The organism is Pseudomonas sp. KH_046_1 (assembly GCF_057839025.1).
This window is the reverse complement of record NZ_CM174481.1, coordinates 2,652,647-2,672,316: the sequence shown is the minus strand read 5'-3', so window position 1 is coordinate 2,672,316 and position 19,670 is coordinate 2,652,647. Positions and strand designations below refer to the sequence as shown.

At 62.3% G+C, this 19,670-nt stretch carries 18 protein-coding genes; 15 read left to right on the top strand and 3 right to left on the bottom strand.

Annotation, left to right across the window (positions count from 1 at the left end):
• Positions 1 to 45: 45 nt before the first annotated feature.
• From AC3IT9_RS12465 to yghX, 6 genes are all read left to right on the top strand, one after another.
• Positions 46 to 1,809 (top strand): L-lactate permease, encoded by a 1,764-nt coding sequence (locus AC3IT9_RS12465; protein WP_150725403.1) that lies wholly within the window; start codon positions 46 to 48, stop codon positions 1,807 to 1,809.
• Between the two features lie 259 nt (positions 1,810 to 2,068).
• Positions 2,069 to 3,568: a glycolate oxidase subunit GlcD gene (gene glcD / locus AC3IT9_RS12460; protein WP_489273252.1), complete on the top strand. Its 1,500-nt coding sequence runs from the start codon at positions 2,069 to 2,071 to the stop codon at positions 3,566 to 3,568.
• Positions 3,568 to 4,632, top strand: a complete 1,065-nt coding sequence (gene glcE / locus AC3IT9_RS12455; RefSeq protein ID WP_489273251.1) for a glycolate oxidase subunit GlcE — start codon at positions 3,568 to 3,570, stop codon at positions 4,630 to 4,632. The genes glcD and glcE overlap by 1 nt, the downstream gene beginning before the upstream one ends.
• Before the next feature lie 3 nt (positions 4,633 to 4,635).
• Complete coding sequence (gene glcF / locus AC3IT9_RS12450) at positions 4,636 to 5,853, top strand: glycolate oxidase subunit GlcF (RefSeq protein ID WP_489273250.1); 1,218 nt, start codon at positions 4,636 to 4,638, stop codon at positions 5,851 to 5,853.
• Positions 5,854 to 5,872: 19 nt separating this feature from the next.
• Positions 5,873 to 6,274, top strand: a complete 402-nt coding sequence (locus AC3IT9_RS12445; RefSeq protein ID WP_489273249.1) for a heme-binding protein — start codon at positions 5,873 to 5,875, stop codon at positions 6,272 to 6,274.
• 184 nt (positions 6,275 to 6,458) lie between these two features.
• Entirely contained in the window at positions 6,459 to 7,346 is an 888-nt protein-coding gene (yghX, locus tag AC3IT9_RS12440) for a YghX family hydrolase (RefSeq protein ID WP_489273248.1), read from the top strand.
• Between the two features lie 143 nt (positions 7,347 to 7,489).
• Here the strand turns inward: yghX and AC3IT9_RS12435 are convergent, their stop codons facing one another.
• Positions 7,490 to 8,143 (bottom strand): peroxiredoxin, encoded by a 654-nt coding sequence (locus AC3IT9_RS12435; RefSeq protein ID WP_489273247.1) that lies wholly within the window; start codon positions 8,141 to 8,143, stop codon positions 7,490 to 7,492.
• 123 nt (positions 8,144 to 8,266) lie between these two features.
• The gene (locus AC3IT9_RS12430) at positions 8,267 to 9,211 is read right to left on the bottom strand and encodes an aldo/keto reductase (RefSeq protein ID WP_191624995.1); all 945 of its coding nucleotides are present in this window, start codon (positions 9,209 to 9,211) and stop codon (positions 8,267 to 8,269) included.
• A gap of 126 nt (positions 9,212 to 9,337) precedes the next feature.
• Between AC3IT9_RS12430 and AC3IT9_RS12425 the strand changes: the two genes are divergently transcribed.
• The 3 genes from AC3IT9_RS12425 (at position 9,338) to AC3IT9_RS12415 (ending at position 11,536) form a co-directional block, all read left to right on the top strand.
• Complete coding sequence (locus AC3IT9_RS12425) at positions 9,338 to 10,126, top strand: alpha/beta hydrolase (protein WP_489273246.1); 789 nt, start codon at positions 9,338 to 9,340, stop codon at positions 10,124 to 10,126.
• Positions 10,127 to 10,248: 122 nt separating this feature from the next.
• A complete protein-coding gene (locus AC3IT9_RS12420; RefSeq protein ID WP_150759195.1) occupies positions 10,249 to 10,878 on the top strand; it encodes a hypothetical protein in 630 nt (209 codons plus the stop codon).
• Positions 10,879 to 10,897: 19 nt separating this feature from the next.
• Positions 10,898 to 11,536 (top strand): helix-turn-helix transcriptional regulator, encoded by a 639-nt coding sequence (locus tag AC3IT9_RS12415; RefSeq protein WP_489273245.1) that lies wholly within the window; start codon positions 10,898 to 10,900, stop codon positions 11,534 to 11,536.
• A gap of 2 nt (positions 11,537 to 11,538) precedes the next feature.
• On the opposite strand, the gene AC3IT9_RS12410 is transcribed toward AC3IT9_RS12415, so the two are convergent.
• Complete coding sequence (locus AC3IT9_RS12410) at positions 11,539 to 12,426, bottom strand: LysR family transcriptional regulator (RefSeq protein ID WP_150759196.1); 888 nt, start codon at positions 12,424 to 12,426, stop codon at positions 11,539 to 11,541.
• Between the two features lie 91 nt (positions 12,427 to 12,517).
• Between AC3IT9_RS12410 and AC3IT9_RS12405 the strand changes: the two genes are divergently transcribed.
• From AC3IT9_RS12405 to AC3IT9_RS12380, 6 genes are all read left to right on the top strand, one after another.
• Positions 12,518 to 13,960 carry an aldehyde dehydrogenase family protein gene (locus AC3IT9_RS12405; RefSeq protein ID WP_489273244.1) on the top strand — a complete coding sequence of 481 codons (1,443 nt, stop codon included), beginning with the start codon at positions 12,518 to 12,520 and terminating at the stop codon, positions 13,958 to 13,960.
• Positions 13,961 to 13,973: 13 nt separating this feature from the next.
• On the top strand, positions 13,974 to 14,960 hold the full coding sequence (locus tag AC3IT9_RS12400; RefSeq protein ID WP_150759198.1) for a dipeptidase: 987 nt from the start codon (positions 13,974 to 13,976) through the stop codon (positions 14,958 to 14,960).
• A 106-nt stretch (positions 14,961 to 15,066) separates the two neighbouring features.
• Positions 15,067 to 16,620 carry a BCCT family transporter gene (locus tag AC3IT9_RS12395; protein WP_489273243.1) on the top strand — a complete coding sequence of 518 codons (1,554 nt, stop codon included), beginning with the start codon at positions 15,067 to 15,069 and terminating at the stop codon, positions 16,618 to 16,620.
• 23 nt (positions 16,621 to 16,643) lie between these two features.
• Complete coding sequence (locus tag AC3IT9_RS12390; RefSeq protein ID WP_489273242.1) at positions 16,644 to 18,359, top strand: hypothetical protein; 1,716 nt, start codon at positions 16,644 to 16,646, stop codon at positions 18,357 to 18,359.
• Position 18,360: 1 nt separating this feature from the next.
• Positions 18,361 to 19,083: a DUF3726 domain-containing protein gene (locus AC3IT9_RS12385; RefSeq protein ID WP_489273241.1), complete on the top strand. Its 723-nt coding sequence runs from the start codon at positions 18,361 to 18,363 to the stop codon at positions 19,081 to 19,083.
• A 29-nt stretch (positions 19,084 to 19,112) separates the two neighbouring features.
• Complete coding sequence (locus tag AC3IT9_RS12380) at positions 19,113 to 19,487, top strand: RidA family protein (protein ID WP_150752852.1); 375 nt, start codon at positions 19,113 to 19,115, stop codon at positions 19,485 to 19,487.
• Positions 19,488 to 19,670 lie beyond the last annotated feature (183 nt).

The window sequence follows — 19,670 nt, the reverse complement described above, 5'->3', positions numbered from 1 at the left end:
CCCAGGGGGATCTGCACGCCCAACAATAAAAAGCAGAGGTGGAACATGGTCTGGCAGCAAGTCTACGATCCGTTCGGTAACCCGTTGCTTTCAACGCTCATGGCGGCTGTGCCGGTGGTGGTGATGCTGGCGTCCCTGGCGTTCTTTCATATCAAGGCGCACCTGGCGGCGTTGCTCGCCCTGGTCTCGGCCTTGCTGATCGCGATCTTCGCCTTCGGCATGCCGGCGGGCATGGCCGGTTCGGCAGCACTGTTCGGTGCGGCCAACGGCCTGCTGCCGATTGGCTGGATCGTGTTGAACATCATCTTCCTGCACCGCCTGACCACCGAGAACGGCTCGTTCAAGGTGTTGCAAGACTCCCTGGCGCGCATCACCGATGACCGGCGCCTGCAATTGCTGCTGATCGCCTTCTGCTTCGGGGCGTTTTTCGAAGGCGCGGCCGGTTTCGGTACGCCGGTGGCGGTGACCGGGGCGATCCTGATCGGGCTGGGGTTTTCGCCGCTCGCCGCTTCAGGGCTGGCGCTGATCGCCAACACCGCTCCCGTGGCGTTCGGCGCCCTCGGCACGCCGATCATCACCCTGGCCAAGGTCACCGGGCTGGATGAAATGGAACTGTCGATGATGGTCGGCCGGCAGTTGCCCTTCTTCTCGGTGCTGGTGCCGTTCTGGCTGATCTGGGCCTTTGCCGGCTGGCGCAAGATGGTGGAAATCTGGCCGGCGATCCTGGTGGCCGGGGTCAGCTTTGCCGTGCCGCAGTTCCTGGTATCCAACTATCACGGGCCAATGCTGGTGGATGTGATCGCCGCGCTGATTTCCATGGCCTGCCTGACCGGCTTCCTCAAGGTGTGGAAACCGGCCACCGTACACACGTCCGCCGCCCTGTCCGGCCGGGTCGACGACTCGAAGATCGACGCCGAGCACGACGAAAAGCCTGTACCCACTGCAACCTTTTCCAACGAGGCAAAACCGGCGGTGATGCGGGCGTGGATGCCGTGGCTGATCCTGACGGTCTTCGTGTTCATCTGGGGCACCCAGGGCTTCAAGAACACCTTCGACACCCGCCCCGCCATCGACCCGCAAACCAGTGCCGCCAAGCTTGATCCCCAGGGCAAGCCGATGCGCGAGGCGAACCCTGTGTTCGCGCCGGTCGTGACCTTTACCACCCTGCACTTGCAGGTTGAGAAAGTCCCACCCGTGGTCGCCGCGCCGAAAACTGAAGAAGCGGTGTACAAGTTCACCTGGTTCACCGCCACCGGCAGCGGCATTCTGCTGGCGGCGATTGTCGGCGGCTTGCTGATGGGGTATTCGATCCCGCAATTGATTCACCAGTACCTGCGTACCCTGTGGGTGGTGCGTTACTCGCTGATCACCATTGCGGCGATGCTCGCGCTGGGCTTCCTCACGCGCTACTCGGGCCTGGACGCGACCATGGGCCTGGCCTTCGCTGCCACGGGCATTTTCTACCCGATGTTCGGCACCCTGCTCGGCTGGCTCGGCGTGGCGCTGACCGGCTCGGACACCGCGTCCAACGTGCTGTTCGGTGGCTTGCAACGGGTGACGTCCGAGCAGTTGGGCATCAGCCCGGTGTTGATGGCCGCCGCCAACAGTTCCGGCGGGGTCATGGGCAAGATGGTCGACGCCCAGTCGATCGTGGTCGCCTCCACTGCCACCCGCTGGTACGGCCATGAAGGGGAAATCCTGCGCTACGTGTTCTTCCACTCGATTGTGCTGGCGATCCTGGTCGGCGGCCTGGTGACGCTGCAGGCCTACGTCGCGCCGTTCAGCCATATGGTGGTGGGCGGGCATTAAATCAAACACCAGCGTAATTCTGCTTAAGCCTGATCCCTGTGGGAGCGGCGGTGCGGCGATCCGACTTGCTCGCGAAAGCGTCCTGTCAGGCAATATTTTTATCGACTGATACGCCGCCTTCGCGAGCAAGCCCGCTCCCACAGTGGAGAGTGGTTTTTATTGAATGAATGGTCCGCCGTGCTGACAAACATCCCATGGACAGTCGGCGGTATCAGGCCAATGATGAAGGTCAGTGGCCTCCAGCGAGAATCGTGATCCCATGAACATTCTCTACGATGAACGCGTTGACGGCGCCCTGCCCGACGTCGACAAACAGGCGCTGCTGCAGGCCCTGCAAACCCGCTTGCCGAATCTGGAAGTCCTGCATCAGCGGGAGGAACTCAAGCCCTACGAATGCGACGGACTGTCGGCCTATCGCACCACGCCGATGCTGGTGGTGCTGCCCCGATACATCGACGAAGTCCAAGGGGTGTTGCGGGTCTGCCATGAACTGCACGTCCCCGTCGTGGCCCGTGGCGCCGGCACCGGTTTGTCCGGCGGCGCGCTACCCCTGGAGAAAGGCGTGCTGCTGGTGATGGCGCGCTTCAACAACATCCTGCACATCGATCCCGCCGCCCGCACTGCACGGGTTCAGCCCGGCGTACGCAATCTGGCGATTTCCCAGGCGGCGGCACCCTTCGGCCTGTATTACGCGCCGGATCCATCCTCGCAAATCGCCTGCTCCATCGGCGGCAACGTCGCGGAAAATGCCGGGGGCGTGCACTGCCTGAAGTACGGCCTGACCGTGCACAACGTGCTCAAGGTCGACATCCTCACCGTCGATGGCGAGCACCTCAGCCTTGGCTCCAACGCCCTCGACGCCCCCGGTTTCGACCTGCTGGCGCTGTTCACCGGGTCCGAAGGCCTGCTCGGGGTGATCACCGAGGTCACGGTCAAGCTGCTGCCCAAGCCGCAGACCGCCAAAGTGCTGCTGGCGGCGTTCGATTCCGTGGAAAAAGCCGGGCGCGCGGTCGGCGACATCATTGCCGCCGGCATCATCCCCGGTGGCCTGGAAATGATGGACAACCTGGCCATCCGCGCCGCCGAGGACTTCATCCACGCCGGTTATCCGGTGGATGCCCAGGCGATTTTGCTGTGCGAACTCGACGGCGTTGAAGCCGATGTCTCAGATGACTGCGACCGGGTGCGCCAAGTGCTGCAACAGGCCGGCGCCATCGAGTTACGCCAGGCCAGGGACGAAGCCGAGCGCGTGCGTTTCTGGGCCGGGCGCAAGAATGCGTTCCCGGCGGTGGGCCGCCTTTCGCCGGACTACTACTGCATGGACGGCACCATTCCCCGCCGCGAACTGCCCGGCGTGCTGAAGGCCATCGCCGAGCTCTCGAACGAATACGGCCTGCGGGTGGCCAACGTGTTCCATGCCGGCGACGGCAACATGCATCCGCTGATCCTGTTCGATGCCAATCAACCCGGTGAACTTGACCGAGCCGAAGCCCTGGGCGGCAAGATCCTTGAGTTGTGCGTGAAAGTCGGCGGCAGCATCACCGGTGAACACGGCGTGGGCCGCGAGAAGATCAACCAGATGTGTGCGCAGTTCAACAGCGATGAGCTGACCCTGTTCCATGCCATCAAGGCCGCCTTCGACCCCGGCGGCCTGCTCAACCCCGGCAAGAACATTCCGACCCTGCACCGCTGCGCCGAATTCGGTGCCATGCACATACATGGCGGTCAATTGCCCTTCCCTGAGCTGGAGCGCTTCTGATGCACGGCCCTGAAGATTTCGATGACAGCCAGTCACTGCTGGAACAGGTCAATCAGGCGCTGGAAAACGCCACGCCGTTGCGCATCCAGGGTTCCAACAGCAAAGCCTTTCTCGGCCGCACCACGGCCGGGGAAATTCTCGACACCCGCTCGCACCGGGGCATCGTCAGTTACGACCCGACTGAACTGGTGATCACCGCCCGCTGCGGCACGCCGTTGTCGCAGCTGGCGCAGGTGCTGGACGCCGCGCGCCAGATGTTGCCCTGCGAGCCACCCTCCTTCGGCGACGGCGCCACCGTCGGCGGCATGCTCGCCTGCGGGCTGTCCGGGCCTCGGCGGCCATGGGTCGGTTCGGTGCGGGATTTCGTCCTCGGCACGCGGGTCATCACAGGGCAAGGTAAGCTGCTGCGCTTCGGTGGCGAGGTGATGAAAAACGTCGCCGGCTACGACATGTCGCGCCTGATGGCCGGCAGTTACGGCAGCCTCGGGCTGATCACCGAAGTTTCCCTCAAAGTGCTGCCAAAACCCCGGCAAGCCTTAAGCATCAGCCTGGAAATGGACGCCGAACGGGCCTTGTTGCGCCTGGCGGAATGGGGCCAGCAGCCGTTGCCGATCAGCGCGGCCTGTCACGACGGTTCACGCCTGCACCTGCGACTGGAGGGCGGTGAAGGTTCGGTGGCGGCGGCCCATGAGCGCCTCGGGGGCGAGCGGCTGGAGGCTTGCTGGTGGGACGATCTCAACGAGCAGCGCTTGAGTTTCTTCGATGAAGACCAGCCGCTTTGGCGCCTGTCACTGCCACACAACACGCCGCTCCTGTCGCTGCCTGGGCGTCAGTTGATCGACTGGGGCGGCGCCCAGCGTTGGCTGAAATCCGATGCCGACGCGGCGTTCATCCGCCAGGTCGTCGACGAGATCGGCGGCCATGCCACCTGTTTCAGCCACGGCCTGACCGACAGCCCGTTCCATCCGCTGCCCCCGGCCCTGATGCGTTATCACCGCAACCTGAAACAACAACTCGATCCACGGGGCATCTTCAACCCCGGACGCCTGTACGCGGAGCTTTGAATCATGCAGACGACCTTGAGTGAAAGCGCCAGCCATCTGCCCCGCGCCGCAGAAGCCGAAAGCATCCTGCGCACCTGCGTGCACTGCGGGTTCTGCAATGCCACGTGCCCGACCTATCAATTGCTCGGCGATGAACTGGACGGACCGCGGGGCCGCATCTACCTGATCAAGCAAGTGCTGGAAGGCAACGACGTCACGCAAAAGACCCAACAGCACCTGGACCGCTGCCTGTCGTGCCGCAACTGCGAAACCACCTGCCCGTCGGGCGTCGACTACCACAACCTGCTGGACATCGGGCGGGCGGTGGTCGATGCGGCGGTGCCACGCCCGCTCGGTCAGCGCCTGTTGCGCGAAGGGTTGCGGCAGACTGTGCCGCATCCGGATTTGTTTAAAAGCCTGGTCAATAGCGGTCAGGTGTTCCGCGCGCTGCTGCCCGGCACCCTGCAAAGCAAATTGCCGCGCAATGTCTACCCAGCCAAACCGCGACCCACGACCCTGCGTGAGCGTCAGGTGCTGATGCTCGAAGGTTGCGTGCAGCCCAGCCTGTCACCCAATACCAATGCCGCGGCGGCGCGGGTGCTGGACCGGTTGGGGATCAGTGTCATCGCGACCCGCGAGGCCGGTTGCTGCGGCGCCGTGGACTACCACCTGGACGCCCAGGCCGCCGGCCTCGACCGTGCCCGGCGCAATATCGACGCATGGTGGCCGAGCCTGGAAAAAGGCGCCGAAGCGATTGTGCAGACGGCCAGCGGTTGCGGCGCCTTCATCAAGGATTACGGCCATCTGCTCGCCAGCGACCCGGCCTATGCCGACAAGGCGAAAAAGGTCAGTGCGCTGGCCCGGGACCTGGTGGAAGTGTTGCGCGACGAACCACTGGAAAAACTTGGCATCCACGCCTCGCAACGCCTGGCCTTCCATTGCCCCTGCACCTTGCAGCACGGGCAGAAACTCGGCGGTGCCGTGGAAGCGCTGCTGACCGGACTCGGTTTCAACCTGACGTCCGTTCCCGACGGACACCTGTGCTGCGGTTCGGCGGGCACCTATTCGCTGACCCAGCCCGAACTGTCGCGACAACTGCGCGACAACAAGCTCAACGCCCTGGAAAGCGGCCATCCCGAGGTCATTGTCACGGCCAACATCGGCTGCCAGTCGCACCTCGACGGCGCGGGCCGAACCCCGGTGCGGCACTGGATCGAACTGGTCGAAGACGCCCTGCCTTAACCGAACCCTGGAGATGCCCATGAACAGCAAAGCCGTCCTGAGCCAGGCCGAAGTCGGCCAGATCCTTGCCGCTGCCCGCGCCGAAGCACAGGCCAATCAATGGGCCGTGACCATAGTGGTGGTCGATGACGGCGGCCACCCGCTGGCCCTCGAACGCCTCGACGGCTGCGCGCCCGGCAGCGCGTATATCGCCACCGAAAAGGCGCGTACCTCAGCCCTCGGGCGGCGCGAATCGAAAAGCTATGAGGACATGGTCAACGCCGGGCGCTACGCTTTCCTCTCAGCCCCCCTGCTGACTTCGCTTGAGGGTGGCGTGCCGATTGTTTTCGATGGCCAGGTGATTGGTGCCATCGGCGTGTCGGGCGTCAAGCCCGGGCAGGATGCGCAAGTGGCCAAGGCCGGGGCGCAGTGCGTGAAATGAACAGAATGCACTTCAAACATCCACCATAGATCCCTGTGGGAGCGAGCCTGCTCGCGATGGCGGCAGATCAGTCGACATCCATGCTGAATGACACTCCGCTATCGCGAGCAGGCTCGCTCCCACAGGGACGGCGTTTCGCCAACAAGATTGATCCGTGTTAAACCAGCCGAGAGGAGTTGCAGCAATGACCCGTCTAACTGCCAAAGACTTCGCCCCTGAACTGCTGGAACTGTACGACTACTACGCCCACGGCAAGATCAACCGCCGAGAGTTTCTCGACCGCGCGGCGTTGTTTACCTTCGGCGGCTTGACCGCAGGCGCCCTGCTCGCCGCGCTAAGCCCCAACTATGCGCTGGCCGAACAGGTCGAGTTCACCGATCCGGACATCATTGCCGAATACATCACCTACCCCTCGCCCAAGGGCCACGGCCAGGTTCGCGGTTATCTGGTGCGTCCGGCCAAGGCCACCGGCAAGGTGCCGGCAGTGGTGGTCGTGCACGAAAACCGTGGGCTCAACCCGTACATCGAAGACGTGGCCCGCCGTCTGGCCAAGGCCGGTTTCATCGCCCTGGCCCCGGACGGCCTGAGTTCGGTCGGCGGTTATCCCGGCAATGACGACAAGGGCCGCGAGCTTCAGGCGAAGGTCGACCCGGAAAAGCTCATGAACGACTTTTTCGCCGCCGTAGAGTGGATGATGAAACACCCTGCCGCCACTGGAAAAGTCGGCATCACCGGGTTCTGCTACGGCGGTGGCGTGACCAACGCCGCCGCCGTGGCCTATCCGGAACTGGGGGCCGCCGTGTCGTTTTATGGCCGCCAGCCGACAGCCGAAGAAGTGCCCCGGATCAAGGCCCCGGTGATGCTGCACTTCGGCGAACTGGATACGCGGATCAACGAAGGCTGGCCCGCCTATGAGAAAGCGTTGAAGGCCGGGGGCAAGACCTATGAGGCCTATATCTACCCTGGCTGTAATCATGGTTTTCACAATGATTCGACGCCGCGTTATGACGAGGCGGCGGCGAAACTGGCGTGGGAGCGGACGTTGGGGTGGTTTAAAAAGTATCTGGTTTGAATAAAAGTCCTAGGCCAGCAGGACTGGCCCCATCGCGAGCAGGCTCGCTCCTACATTGGGCTTCAGTCGTACACAGATTTTGTGTTGACCGAAGATCCCTGTAGGAGCGAGCCTGCTCGCGATGGCGGTCTCACGGCTGATGACTACTTCGGCTGAGCCACCGTCCGCAGATACGGCTTCAGGGTCGTGAAGCCATCCGGATATTTCTTCTTCGCGTCTTCGTCAGACACCGAGGTCGGGATGATCACGTCTTCACCCGGCCGCCAGTTCACCGGCGTGGCGACGGTGTGTTTGGCGTTCAGTTGCAGGGAATCGAGCAGGCGCAGCACTTCATCGAAGTTGCGCCCGGCGCTCATCGGGTAGATCAGCATGGCCTTGACCTTCTTGTCCGGGCCGACGATGAACACCGAACGCACCGTGGCGTTGTCCACTGCCGTGCGCGCGCCGCCGCTGGCATTGGGGTGGATCATGTCGTAGAGCTTGGCCACCACCAGGTTTTCGTCGCCGATCAGCGGATAGTTGACCGCCGTGCCCTGGGTCTCGGCGATGTCGCCGACCCAGCGGTTATGGTCGCTGACCGGGTCGACGCTGAGGCCGATGACCTTGGTGTTGCGCTTGTCGAATTCCGGCTTGAGTTTGGCCAGGTAACCCAGTTCGGTGGTGCACACCGGGGTAAAATCCTTGGGATGGGAAAACAGGATGGCCCAGCCATCGCCGATCCATTGGTGAAAGTTGAGGGTGCCTTCGGTGGTGTCGGCGGTGAAATCCGGTGCTTCGTCGCCAATGCGGATAGCCATGTTCGATCTCCTTGCAGTGATGGACAGGGACGCCGTCAGGGCAACGAATGCGCTTTAAACGGCATGGACGCGAGACAGTATAGGAGAGGTTCGACGACTCACCGCAACGCTTGGAACAAGTCGTTAGCCCACCAGCGCAATCAGTTGCTGACGCTGGGCATCGGTGAGCATTGGGCCGAAACCGGCCCTGGCATTTTCCGCCATGTAGCGCGGGTTGCCGGTGCCGGGAATCACGCAAGTCACCGCCGAATGCGACAGCAGGAACTTCAGCGCCAGTTGCGGCCAGCTCTTGACCCCGACTTGCGCCGCCCAGCCTGGCAGCGGCTTATCCTTGAGTTTGGCCAGCAAGCCGCCCCCGCCAAACGGCCGATTGCAGATCACCGCCACACCCCGCTCACGGCACAACGGCAGCAGGCGTTTCTCGACGCCGCGATCATCCAGGGCGTAGTTGATCTGCAAGAAATCCAGTGGCTCGGCCTTGAGTACCGCTTCCACTTCTTCATAGGCCGACGCCGTGTAATGGGTGATGCCGATGTAGCGGATGCGCCCTGCTTCCTTCCAGTGGCGCAGGGTCGGCAGGTGCGTCTGCCAGTCCAGCAGGTTGTGGATCTGCATCAGGTCGATCCGGTCGGTCTGCAACAGGGCGAAGGATTGTTCCATCTGCGCGATGCCTTCTTCGCGGCCCCGGGTCCACACCTTGGTGGCCAGGAAGGCCGGCGAGCGCGGCTCATGGATCGACAGCAGTTCGCCGAGGGTCTGTTCGGCGCGACCGTACATCGGCGAGCTGTCGATCAGCTTGCCACCCTTGTCGAACAAGGCATCCAGCACCGCGGGCAAGTCTTTGTAAGCCGGTTGCGAAGGCTCGACATCGAATCCGCGGTAAGTGCCCAACCCTACGATCGGCAAGGACTCGTTGCTGGAAGGAATGGCGCGGGTCTGCATAGTCTTGCCTCCTGTTCCCGTCGACGGCTCGGGTTGTGCACCCACCGGACCGAACGTGAAGACCGCCGAAGCACCGGCAGCCAGCGTGAGTACTTTTCTACGGGTGTAACCCTCAGGATGGCTCATAAAACGTTTCTCACCAGTCGCAGGGGTCCGAGCTGTTGCGCCGACAACCCGGATACCCCGCGCCAAGGGTCGATTGACTACACTCAAGAAGCCTTGCGCTAGCCACTTTCAAACCCCGAGCCGTCAATGCCGCCCACTAACGTTAGTCGAATGTCACGCACCCTGGTGTTACTCGTCGTCATCGTCGCTGCGTCGTACCTGGCGTTGTGCGTGGCGCTGTTCGTGTTCCAGCGGGCGCTGATTTACTACCCGCAACCGCGCGCCATCGGTACCGCCGGGACGCTGCTCACCCTGCCGGTCGCCGACGCGCAGGTGCTGGTGTCCGTCCGACCGCACGAGGGTCCCAACGCGCTGATCTATTTTGGCGGCAATGCCGAAGACGTCTCACGCAACCTGCCCGAGTTCTCCCAAGCGTTCCCGGACTACGCGCTGTACCTGCTGCATTACCGTGGTTATGGCGGGAGTTCCGGCTCGCCTTCCGAAGAGGCCATTGCCCGCGATGCCATCACCTTGTTCGACCAGGTGTATGCCAGCCATCCGCATGTGGCGCTGGTCGGACGCAGCCTGGGTTCCGGGGTGGCCGTGCGCCTTGCCAGCGAGCGCCCGGCCGCACGACTGGTGCTGATCACGCCCTATAACAGCCTCGAAGGGCTGGCCGCCCGTCAGTTCCGCTGGTTTCCGGTGCGCTGGTTGTTGAAGGACAAATACCCGTCCTGGCAGTACGCCGCCCGCATCACGGTACCGACATTGTTGATCGCGGCCGAGCATGACGAGGTGATTCCGCGCCCGAGTACTGAACGTTTGTACACACACTTCGCCAAAGGCGTGGCGTCACTGCAGGTGATACCGGGGACGGGGCATAACTCGATCGGCGAAAGCCCTGAATACTTAAAGGCGCTGGGGGATGGGTTGTAGCAAGCAAGGTAGAACATACCTGTGACGACCATTGGTCCGAGATTATGTCTTCATCCAATAAAAACATATTTTTATGCCTATATTGATATTGTCGAACGTTCCCACTCTCAGAGGGTGCCGTCATGAATATCAAAACCCTGGCTTTGCTCCTGCTGGCTTTGTGTGCGCAACCGGTCTGGAGCCAAACGCCTGCCGCCTCTCCCGCCGCTGCCGACAGCCCCGCGCTGACCACGCGCCTGGCCGAGCGTGACCTTTGGGTCGAACACATTTTCTGGATCAGAAACTACGCGCTGGCCAATCAATCCGCCGACAAAAAGCAAGCCAAAGTCGCGGCGGACCAGGTGGTCGACAACGCCACCAAAATCGCCAACAGCATCGCCCCGCTTTACGGCCAACCGGCCGCGGATCAACTGCTCAAGCTGCTTGCCGGCCATTGGGGCGCGGTGAAACACTACAGTGACGCCACAGTCGCCAAAGACGCGAAAGGCAAACAGGCCGCCGTCACCGAGTTGACCAGCAATGCCAAGGCGATTGCGGCTTTCCTGGCCACCGCCAACCCCAATCTGCCTGAGGCGACACTGGTGACGATGTTGTCAGCCCATGGCGGTCACCACATCACCCAGATCGATGAATTCGCCGCACACGATTACGCCGGCGAAGCCCGTACCTGGGCGATGATGCGCACGCACATCCTGGCCCTGGCCGACGCGTTGACCGGCGCGCTGGTCAAGCAATTCCCGGACAAGTTCTGATATCGCGCGAGGGCACACCATGCTGGAAGGACTGGGCCGAACACAGCAGGACCTGCTCAATGCACTGCTGCACCACGCGGGCGGCATGAGCATTGACGAGTTGGCTGAACATCTGGCCGTCACGCGCACGGCGATCCGCCAACACCTGGCGGCGCTGGAGCGTGACGGTCTGGTGCTGCGCGGCGACACCCGTCCGACGGGTCGTCGTCCAGAGCAGTTGTATCGGCTCACCGACCACGCGCGGGAGCAGTTCCCTCGCCACTATCAGCTACTGGCCAGCGTATTGATTGATGAAGTCGCCGCCATCATCGGTCCTGAAGCCATGGCTTCGCTGATGCGCAGCATGGGTCGCAAGCTGGCTTCGGATCTGGAACAACAGGTCGTGGATGAAGCCAGGATCGTGCAGCACATGAACCAGACGGGCTACGAAGCCGAGGTGTTTTTTCGTTCAGGCGGCACCCCGGAAATCGTCGCGTATAACTGCGTGTTCCATCGCCTGGCCGCCGAGCACCCGGTGGTCTGCGAACTGGACCTGGCCTTGATCGGCGCGTTGGGCGGCGGTGAAGTCGAGCACAGCGAATGCATGGTGCGTGGCGGGCATGTCTGTCGCTTCAGGCTGCGACCGACAGAAAGCCCGGAGCCACCACTCGAACACTGACCTTACAGATCGACCATCTGCATGTTCGCTTTGAGAAAGCCCATCAACTCGGCTGCCGCTGGCGACAGGCTGTGCCCCTTGCGGCACAGAATGCCAATCTGGCGTTCCAGCCGCGGTTCTGAAAGCGGCAGGAACATCAGTTTCTCATTGCCCTGTGGGAACGCCAGGGACGGCAGCGTCGTGATGCCAATGCCCTCTTCAAGCATCGCGATCAGCGAAATCATGTTGGAGACGAACAGCAGGCTGCTGTCCAGCAACCCCGCCGCTTCCGTGCCCGCAAGCAAGCGCGAGGTGCCATTGCGCACCAACGGATAGGCTTGCAGGCTCGACCAATGCAATGCCTCGCCTTTGGCCACCAACGGATGATCGTGGCGACAGACCACCCCCACCCGATCACTCAGGATCGGCACGAACTCAATGTTTTCGTCCGCCGCCCACACGCTACTGATCGCAAAATCCACCTGCCCCTGGACCAACAACTGCTGCACGCTGTCGGCATTGCCGTCCTGCATGCTGATCTGCATTTTCGGGTGCTCGCTGACAAACCGTGCAAGCAGATGCGGCAACAACCGACTGGCCACCGACGGCACCGTAGCGATGCTCACCTGACCGATTTCATGCCGCGCCAACAAACTGACTTCGCGGGCGATGCGGTCGTGATGCGCCAGCAAATCCTGGAACAGCGGCAAACAATGCTCGCCAAATGGCGTCAGTTCGGTTTTGCCGCCCTTTTCGAATAATGGCTGGCCGAGCTTCTGCTCCAACTCGCGCACAGCCAGGGACAGCGCCGGTTGCGTGCGATAGGCCTGTCTTGCTGCGCCGTGGAAGCTTTTCAGCTGGGCAACCAGGACGAAATAGCGCAGTTGGGTAATCTTCAGCTCGGGAAGCACGGTAAGTTTTCCTTATCATTTCATATTTATTATTAATTTTTATTTGCAGACTAATACTCTCAAGATGGGGCCAACGCAATCGGAGGTTCCCATGGCACTGCAACCCTACAAAAACTACATCGGCGGCAACTGGTGCGAAGGCCAAGGCGTCATCGCCAACCACAGCCCTTCGGATGTTCAAGACCTCATTGGCCATTACCACCAGGCCAGCGCCGAACAGACACTGGATGCCATCGCCGCCGCCCGCGTTGCCCAGCCGCAGTGGGCGATCAGCGGCCTGGAACAGCGCCAGCAAGTATTGATGGCCATCGGCAACGAGTTGATGGCGCGCGAGGAAGAACTCGGCGAACTGCTCTCCCGGGAAGAAGGCAAGCCGCTGGCCGAGGGCGTCGGCGAGGTCAATCGCTCCGCGCAGTTCTTCCACTACTACGCGGCTGAAGTGCTGCGTCAGATGGGCGAGACAGCCGCCTCGGTACGCCCTGGCATCGAGATCGAAGTCCAGCGTGAACCGGTTGGCGTGATCGGCATCATCACGCCGTGGAATTTCCCGATGGCCACCGCCGCGTGGAAGATTGCCCCGGCCCTGGCCTTCGGCAACGCCGTGGTGTTCAAACCGGCAAACCTGGTACCGGCCAGCGCCTGGGCCCTGACTGAAATCATCAGCCGTCAGGCCTTGCCCGCCGGCACCTTCAACCTGGTCATGGGCAGCGGCGCTGTGGTCGGCGAAAGCCTGATCCAGTCCGCCGACATCGATGCGTTGACCTTCACCGGTTCCCTGCAGACCGGTCGCCGCGTCGCGGTCGCCACCGCCGGCAATCTGGTGCGTTGCCAACTGGAAATGGGCAGCAAGAACGCCTTGGTGGTGCTCGATGACGCCGACCTCGAAATCGCCGTGGAATGCGCGTTGAACGGCGCCTTCTTCGGTACCGGGCAAAAGTGTACGGCCTCTTCGCGATTGATCGTCTGCGACGGCATCCATGACCGCTTCGTCGAGGCGCTGGTGGCACGCATGCGTCAACTTAAGGTTGGTCATGCGCTCGGACAAGGGGTGCAGATCGGCCCGGTGGCTGAAGCCCGGCAACTGGAACAGAACCTTCAGTATCTGCAACTGGCCGAAGACGAAGGCGCAACCCTGGTCGAGGGCGGCCAATTGCTGAACCTGCAACCGGACGGGCACTACATGCGCCCTGCCCTGTTCACCAACACCCACAACAGCATGCGCATCAATCGCGAAGAGGTTTTCGGGCCGATTGCCTGTGTGATCCGGGTCAGCGATTACGAAGAAGCCCTCGCCGTGTTGAACGACACCGAATACGGCCTCACCGCCGGGATCATCACCCAATCGCTGCGTTATGCCAGCGACTTCAAGCGCCGTGCCCGCACCGGTTGCGTCATGGTCAACCTGCCCACCGCCGGCACCGATTACCACGTGCCGTTCGGCGGCCGCAAAGCCTCCAGCTTCGGGCCGCGCGAGCAAGGGCAGTACGCCCGCGAGTTCTACACCGTGGTCAAGACCACCTACGTGCGTCCTTGAACAGGAGATCACCATGCACGATTTATTGATGATCGACGGCCTGCAATATTCCCACTGGAACGAAGAGATCTTTCGCCAGATGCAGGCCGGTGGCCTGAGCGCGGTGCACGCCACTATCGCCTACCACGAGAACGCCCGGGAAACCCTGTCGCGCATCGGCGAATGGAACCGGCGCTTCGAAACCTGGCCCGAGCTGATTCGTCCGGTGCGCCAGGCGTCGGACATTCGTCTGGCGCATCAGGAAGGCCGCGTCGGGATTTTCTTCGGTTTCCAGAACTGCTCGCCGATCGAAGACGACATCAGCCTGGTGGAGGTTTTCCGCCAGCTCGGCGTGCTGATCATGCAGCTCACCTACAACAACCAGAGCCTGCTGGCCAGCGGTTGCTACGAGACCGAAGACAATGGCATCAGCCGTTTCGGCCGCCAGGTGATCCGCGAGATGAACCGCGTCGGCATGCTGATCGACATGTCCCACAGCGCCGAGCGCAGCACCCTGGAAGCCATCGAGTTGTCGAGCCGGCCGGTGATCGTCTCCCACGCCAACCCATCGAGTTTCCATGCGGCCAAACGCAACAAGTCCAATGCAGTGTTGCGCGGCATCGCCGAGTCCGGCGGCCTGCTGGGTTTCAGCACTTACCCGTTCCACCTCAAGGGTGCGTCGGGCTGCACCCTGGAATCGTTCTGCGACATGGTCGCCAGCACGGCGGAACTGATGGGCGTCGAACACATCGGCATCGGCACCGACCTGTGCCAGCAACAACCCCTGCAAGTGCTCGAATGGATGCGCAACGGGCGCTGGAGCAAAGACAAGGATTACGGCGAAGGATCAAAGGACAACGCCAACTGGCCGGCACCGCTGCAATGGTTCCGCGACAGCCGGGATTTCCCGGTCATCGCCCAGGGCCTGCGCGACCGTGGCTTCGCCGAGGACGAGGTACGCAACATCATGGGACTCAACTGGTTGCGCCTGCTGGAAAACGCTTCGACGGCGCAAGACTGACTCTTGATCGACACCGTGAGGACAGCATGAAAAATAACAACAATAGCCTCCCGTTCATCTCCCCGACCGGCGATGCACAGCCCCAGGCGCGTATTTTGGAGGCATCATGAAAACATCCGACTCCCTGCAAGCCGACGTCCAGCCACTGGACCTTGCACCGCCGAAAAAAGACATCGACTGGCCGCTGTTTTTAATCAGTGGCGGCTTCCTCGGCGCCTTCCTGATCGCGGCACTGATCGACATCGATGGCGTATCGCTGTTGGTGAACACGCTGTTCGCCTGGTCGACCAAGTTCTTCGGGTTGTACTGGCAGATCCTGATGCTGGCGACCTTTGCCATGAGCCTGATCATCTGCTTCAGCAAGTGCGGGCGCGTCAGGCTGGGCGGCGTCGATCAGCGGCCCGACTCCAGCACCTTCAACTGGATCGCCGTGATCATGTGCGCCCTGCTCGCCGGGGGCGGCGCATTCTGGGCGGCGGCGGAACCGATGATGCACTTCGCCAGCCCACCACCGTTGTTCGCGGGGGTGCAGCCTCACACCGAAGCCGCCGCACACGCTGCGCTCGCGCAATCGTTCGTGCACTGGGGCTTCCTGGCCTGGGCAGTGCTGGGCAGTCTGCTGGCCATCGTGCTGATGCATTTGCACTACGACAAAGGCTTGCCACTGGCACCGCGCACCCTGCTCTATCCGTTGTTCGGTGAGCGTGCGCTCAAGGGACCGATCGGCACGCTGGCGGACGCCACCTCGATCATCGCCGTCGTCGCCGGCACCATCGGCCCGATCGGTTTCCTCGGCCTGCAAATCAGCAGTGCGTTGCACTCGGTCTGGGGCATTCCCAATGACCTGATGGTGCAGTCCATCACCATCGTTCTGGTCACCGTGATGTACACCACGTCCTGCCTGGTCGGGCTCAAGGGCATCCGTTTCGTCAGTGAAATCAACGTCTGGCTGATGATCGGCCTGGCGGTGTTCATGGTGCTGCTGGGGCCCACCGCTTTCATTCTCGGCGGTTTTCCCACCGCGTTCGCCTTGCACCTGGAGCAGTTCATGCCGATGACCCTGTTCCGCGCCGATCCGAAATGGCTCGACTGGTGGACGGTGTTCTACTGGGGCTGGTTCATTGGCTACGCGCCGATGGTCGCCCTGTATGTGGCGAAGATTTCCCGTGGCCGGACCATCCGCGAAGTGATCATGACCCTGTCGATCATCGCCCCGCTGGTGACCATGTTCTGGTTCACCGTGGTCGGCGGCGCTGGCATCGGCATGGAATTGCAGACGCCAGGCATCGTCACCGCCCACGGCGCGCAGCCCGAAGATTTGCTGCTGGGTGTGGCCCAGAACCTGCCCCTGGGAGGACTGATCTCGGCGCTGTTCCTGTTCCTGAGCTTCATTTCAGTGGCCACCAACGGCGATGCGATGGCGTTCACCGTGGCGATGGCCATGTCCAGCAATGACAAGCCGAAACCATGGCTGCGTGCCTTCTGGGCCATCGGCATGGGCCTGGCCGCTGTGGTGTTGATCACCATTGGTTCGGGCGGGGTCACGGCGCTGCAGTCCTTTATCGTAATTACTGCCGTACCGGTTTCACTGCTGATCCTGCCGTCGCTCTGGGATGCTCTGCGCATCGCCCGGCAGATGGCACGCGAGCAGGCAGTCTGATGATGAACAGTTCAGGAATCGCAATGATGTCGCACACCGACACAGACACCTCTTCGGCCTTGCGGCCCGCCGCTCGGGTCATGGACCTGGAGCGGCTGGGCAGCCACTTTCAAAGCCGCTTGAGTTTCGTGCGCAGCAGCATGCGGCGGATGATGAACGGGCAGTGGCGCATCCAGCGCACCTGTTTCGACCTGGATGCCGAGGGCTTCGGTACGGCGATCTACCGCATCGACACCGCCAGTGCCCACTATCACTGCGTGATTTTCTCCACGTACCTGCCACCGGAAAAACGCAGCGACCGGGTCATCGCAGATCAGTGGGATGTCACTTTTGTCCTGGTCGCCGGCGATGTCGATGAGCAGCAATTGGCTGACCTGCGGCGCAATGTGCCGTTGCAGGAAGCCGGGCGTTTTGATTCGCGAGTACTGGTGCTGTCGCGGGCCAACCGCAGCCTGCGCAACTTCGAGCGTTTCCTCGAAGCGCTGGCCGAAGGCTGTCAGCCAGACCCGAGACAACTGGCCGAGGTCGGCTACCTGTATCGCACCACCGCGGTGTACGGCAACGGCAAGTTCGGCATCGCCGACTTCAGTTGCCTGCAAGGCACTGCGGACTTCACGCAACCCTTCAGCGCCCAGATGTTTACCGTGTATCTACTGCGGCATTTCAGCATCGAGCAGATCGAACACATGGCCCGGGCGCGCAACCCGCAGCGGGCGGTGGGCCTGGACCCTGCCCTGCAGCGTTACCTTGGGGTCGGCAATTCCACGGGGCTGGGCATGGCGCCGTTCCTGATCAATCACCCGCAACTGGTCAACCAATGGCTGTGGGCCAGGGAGACCGCACTGGCGCAGGTTGTGGTGCAAGCGGCTGACTTGCCTCATGCCCAGCGCTTTCAGGCGTTGCTGCTACGGGCCCGCCGGCACTTGCAGCAAACCAGCACCGAGGACCAACGGCAAAGCGGCATCGACCAGCAGACGCTGGCCGATCTCGAACAACTGGCCGAGTGGTTCGCGGGCCAGTCGGTCAACGCGGGTTTGTGGTCGCGCCTGCAAGCCTGGGCCGAAGTGAACGTCGGCCCCAGTTGCCAGGAACTGCTGGTCAGCCTGCTGCTGGAGTTGTACCCCGAACAGGTCGATCCGCTGGCCGAGCAGATGTCGGTCAACGAGGGGTTTCGCCTGAACGCCGAGATGCCATTGGATGAGCTATGCGATCTCATCGAGACCAAGTACCGCTGGGCGCTCGACTACGACTTGAGCGACGCCGAGGCCAACCACTTTTTCTGGTATCGCTCGGCGGAAAAGGAAGAACCACGCTTGGGCGAACGGGCCATGGAGCCAGGCGCCGAGAAGGAAATGCAGTTGGGGATCGCGCACAACATTCAACGTTGTCATCGCGCCCTGCTTGCCTACCGCGAGCAACACCCACGGCAATTGACCGCGCACTTTCTGCTGGCGCTGCCGCAGTTCAAAGGCACGGTCTGCCGCCTGCAAGGCATGGCCCGCTGCGCCTTCGGGGAGATCCGCGCCAACCTGATGGACCGCGGCATGCTGCCGATCCACTTGCTGCGCTGCAAGCTGGCGTTCTTCGGCGCCGGCAAGTTCGACCCCAAGTCCAGCCGCTGGGTGCGCATCACCTTGTTTCAGGGGGCACCGCTGGTCAGCGAGATCGGCCAGCCGTTCCCCGACGACTGGAATTTTGCCGTCATGCCTGAATTGACCAACGTTACCGGAGCACTCTGAAATGCGTGTATCGCTCAATGAAATCCAGGTGATCTGCCGCAAGGCCTTCGAAGGCATCGGCTTTGCACCCGGTGATTGCGACGACGCCGCCGAGATGATTACCAGGCTGCAACAGCAAGGCCTCGACGGTATCGGCGCATTGAAAAAAGCGTTGGACTTCCTTCACGATGAAGTCGATCGCCCCATCGAAACCTGCTACGAAGACGCCACGCAACTGACCCTCGATGCCCATGGTCAGAGCGTGTTGCGCTGCGCCGCCCAGGCAATCGAACTGGGGGTAGGCAAGGCCTTGCGCGGTGGCAGTGCGCTGATCCGCGTCCGCCATTGCCACAACCGCATCCTGCTGCTGGGCTACCTGGCGCGCTGTGCCGGAGAGGGTCTGAATTTTTGTGTGTACTGGCGCGATGCCCGGCAGGAACTGGTGGCCACCTTCAGCGCCGGGACCACCGGCCCGGTCTTGCGGGTGTATGACCTGCCGCAACCGGCGCAGGGCGACGAGCAAAGCATCAACGTGCTGATTTCCAGACACTTCGCGCTACTGCCGCGCCTGAGTGCCGAAGACGCGGCCCCGACGCTTGAATTCAGTCAGCCAGCACCTGCGGGCGGGCTGCAGGTCAATGATGAAGTCTGGGCCCAGTTGAAAAAACTGGGTGAGCGGGTGCTGGTGGAAAGCACCGAAGAATCCCGTCGCCATGGCGCCGGTGAAGGCAGCGACGCCCGGTAAAACCCTCAAACCCGCATCAGGAATCATCAATGAAACAGGCGATCAAGACCGACCTCTTTGCTTCGCGCGCGCCATTGGAATGGGCTGTTGTCGGCAACGGCACGCTGTACACCGCGCAAATCCCCATCGACCGCCAGGGCCAGGTGGTGAGCGGCGGCATCGAAGCACAAACCCGGCAGACCCTGGACAACCTGCGCCATACCCTGCAAGCCGCCGGCAGCTCGCTGGACGCGGTCACCCAGGTGCTGATCTACGTCACTGACCGCAGCTACCTGGCAACCGTGAATGCGGTCTACGCCGAGTACTTCCAGGCGCCCTACCCTAACCGCGCCGCCATGGTCGTGGCGGGCCTGGCCCGGGAAGAAATGCTGGTGGAGCTGGTGGTGTACGCCTGTATGGATTGATGGACCTCGATTCCGCTTTTCTGTAGGAGCGAGCCTGCTCGCGAAGGACTCAATTACAACGCGTTGAATCAGGAAGCACGCGTTATCGTTGACGTCCATCGCGAGCAGGCTCGCTCCTACAGGGGGCAGCGTTGCCCACACGTTTCAATACCCTTCGTCGGACATTTGGCTCCGGCAGTAAAC

Excerpts from the sequence above, each read along its gene's own strand:
- AC3IT9_RS12465 (WP_150725403.1), top strand. The coding sequence starts at position 46 with ATGGTCTGGCAGCAAGTCTACGATCCGTTCGGTAACCCGTTGCTTTCA.
- glcD (WP_489273252.1), top strand. The coding sequence starts at position 2,069 with ATGAACATTCTCTACGATGAACGCGTTGACGGCGCCCTGCCCGACGTC.
- glcE (WP_489273251.1), top strand. The coding sequence starts at position 3,568 with ATGCACGGCCCTGAAGATTTCGATGACAGCCAGTCACTGCTGGAACAG.
- glcF (WP_489273250.1), top strand. The coding sequence starts at position 4,636 with ATGCAGACGACCTTGAGTGAAAGCGCCAGCCATCTGCCCCGCGCCGCA.
- AC3IT9_RS12445 (WP_489273249.1), top strand. The coding sequence starts at position 5,873 with ATGAACAGCAAAGCCGTCCTGAGCCAGGCCGAAGTCGGCCAGATCCTT.
- yghX (WP_489273248.1), top strand. The coding sequence starts at position 6,459 with ATGACCCGTCTAACTGCCAAAGACTTCGCCCCTGAACTGCTGGAACTG.
- AC3IT9_RS12435 (WP_489273247.1), bottom strand. The coding sequence starts at position 8,143 with ATGGCTATCCGCATTGGCGACGAAGCACCGGATTTCACCGCCGACACC.
- AC3IT9_RS12430 (WP_191624995.1), bottom strand. The coding sequence starts at position 9,211 with ATGAGCCATCCTGAGGGTTACACCCGTAGAAAAGTACTCACGCTGGCT.
- AC3IT9_RS12425 (WP_489273246.1), top strand. The coding sequence starts at position 9,338 with ATGCCGCCCACTAACGTTAGTCGAATGTCACGCACCCTGGTGTTACTC.
- AC3IT9_RS12420 (WP_150759195.1), top strand. The coding sequence starts at position 10,249 with ATGAATATCAAAACCCTGGCTTTGCTCCTGCTGGCTTTGTGTGCGCAA.
- AC3IT9_RS12415 (WP_489273245.1), top strand. The coding sequence starts at position 10,898 with ATGCTGGAAGGACTGGGCCGAACACAGCAGGACCTGCTCAATGCACTG.
- AC3IT9_RS12405 (WP_489273244.1), top strand. The coding sequence starts at position 12,518 with ATGGCACTGCAACCCTACAAAAACTACATCGGCGGCAACTGGTGCGAA.
- AC3IT9_RS12400 (WP_150759198.1), top strand. The coding sequence starts at position 13,974 with ATGCACGATTTATTGATGATCGACGGCCTGCAATATTCCCACTGGAAC.
- AC3IT9_RS12395 (WP_489273243.1), top strand. The coding sequence starts at position 15,067 with ATGAAAACATCCGACTCCCTGCAAGCCGACGTCCAGCCACTGGACCTT.
- AC3IT9_RS12390 (WP_489273242.1), top strand. The coding sequence starts at position 16,644 with ATGATGTCGCACACCGACACAGACACCTCTTCGGCCTTGCGGCCCGCC.
- AC3IT9_RS12385 (WP_489273241.1), top strand. The coding sequence starts at position 18,361 with ATGCGTGTATCGCTCAATGAAATCCAGGTGATCTGCCGCAAGGCCTTC.
- AC3IT9_RS12380 (WP_150752852.1), top strand. The coding sequence starts at position 19,113 with ATGAAACAGGCGATCAAGACCGACCTCTTTGCTTCGCGCGCGCCATTG.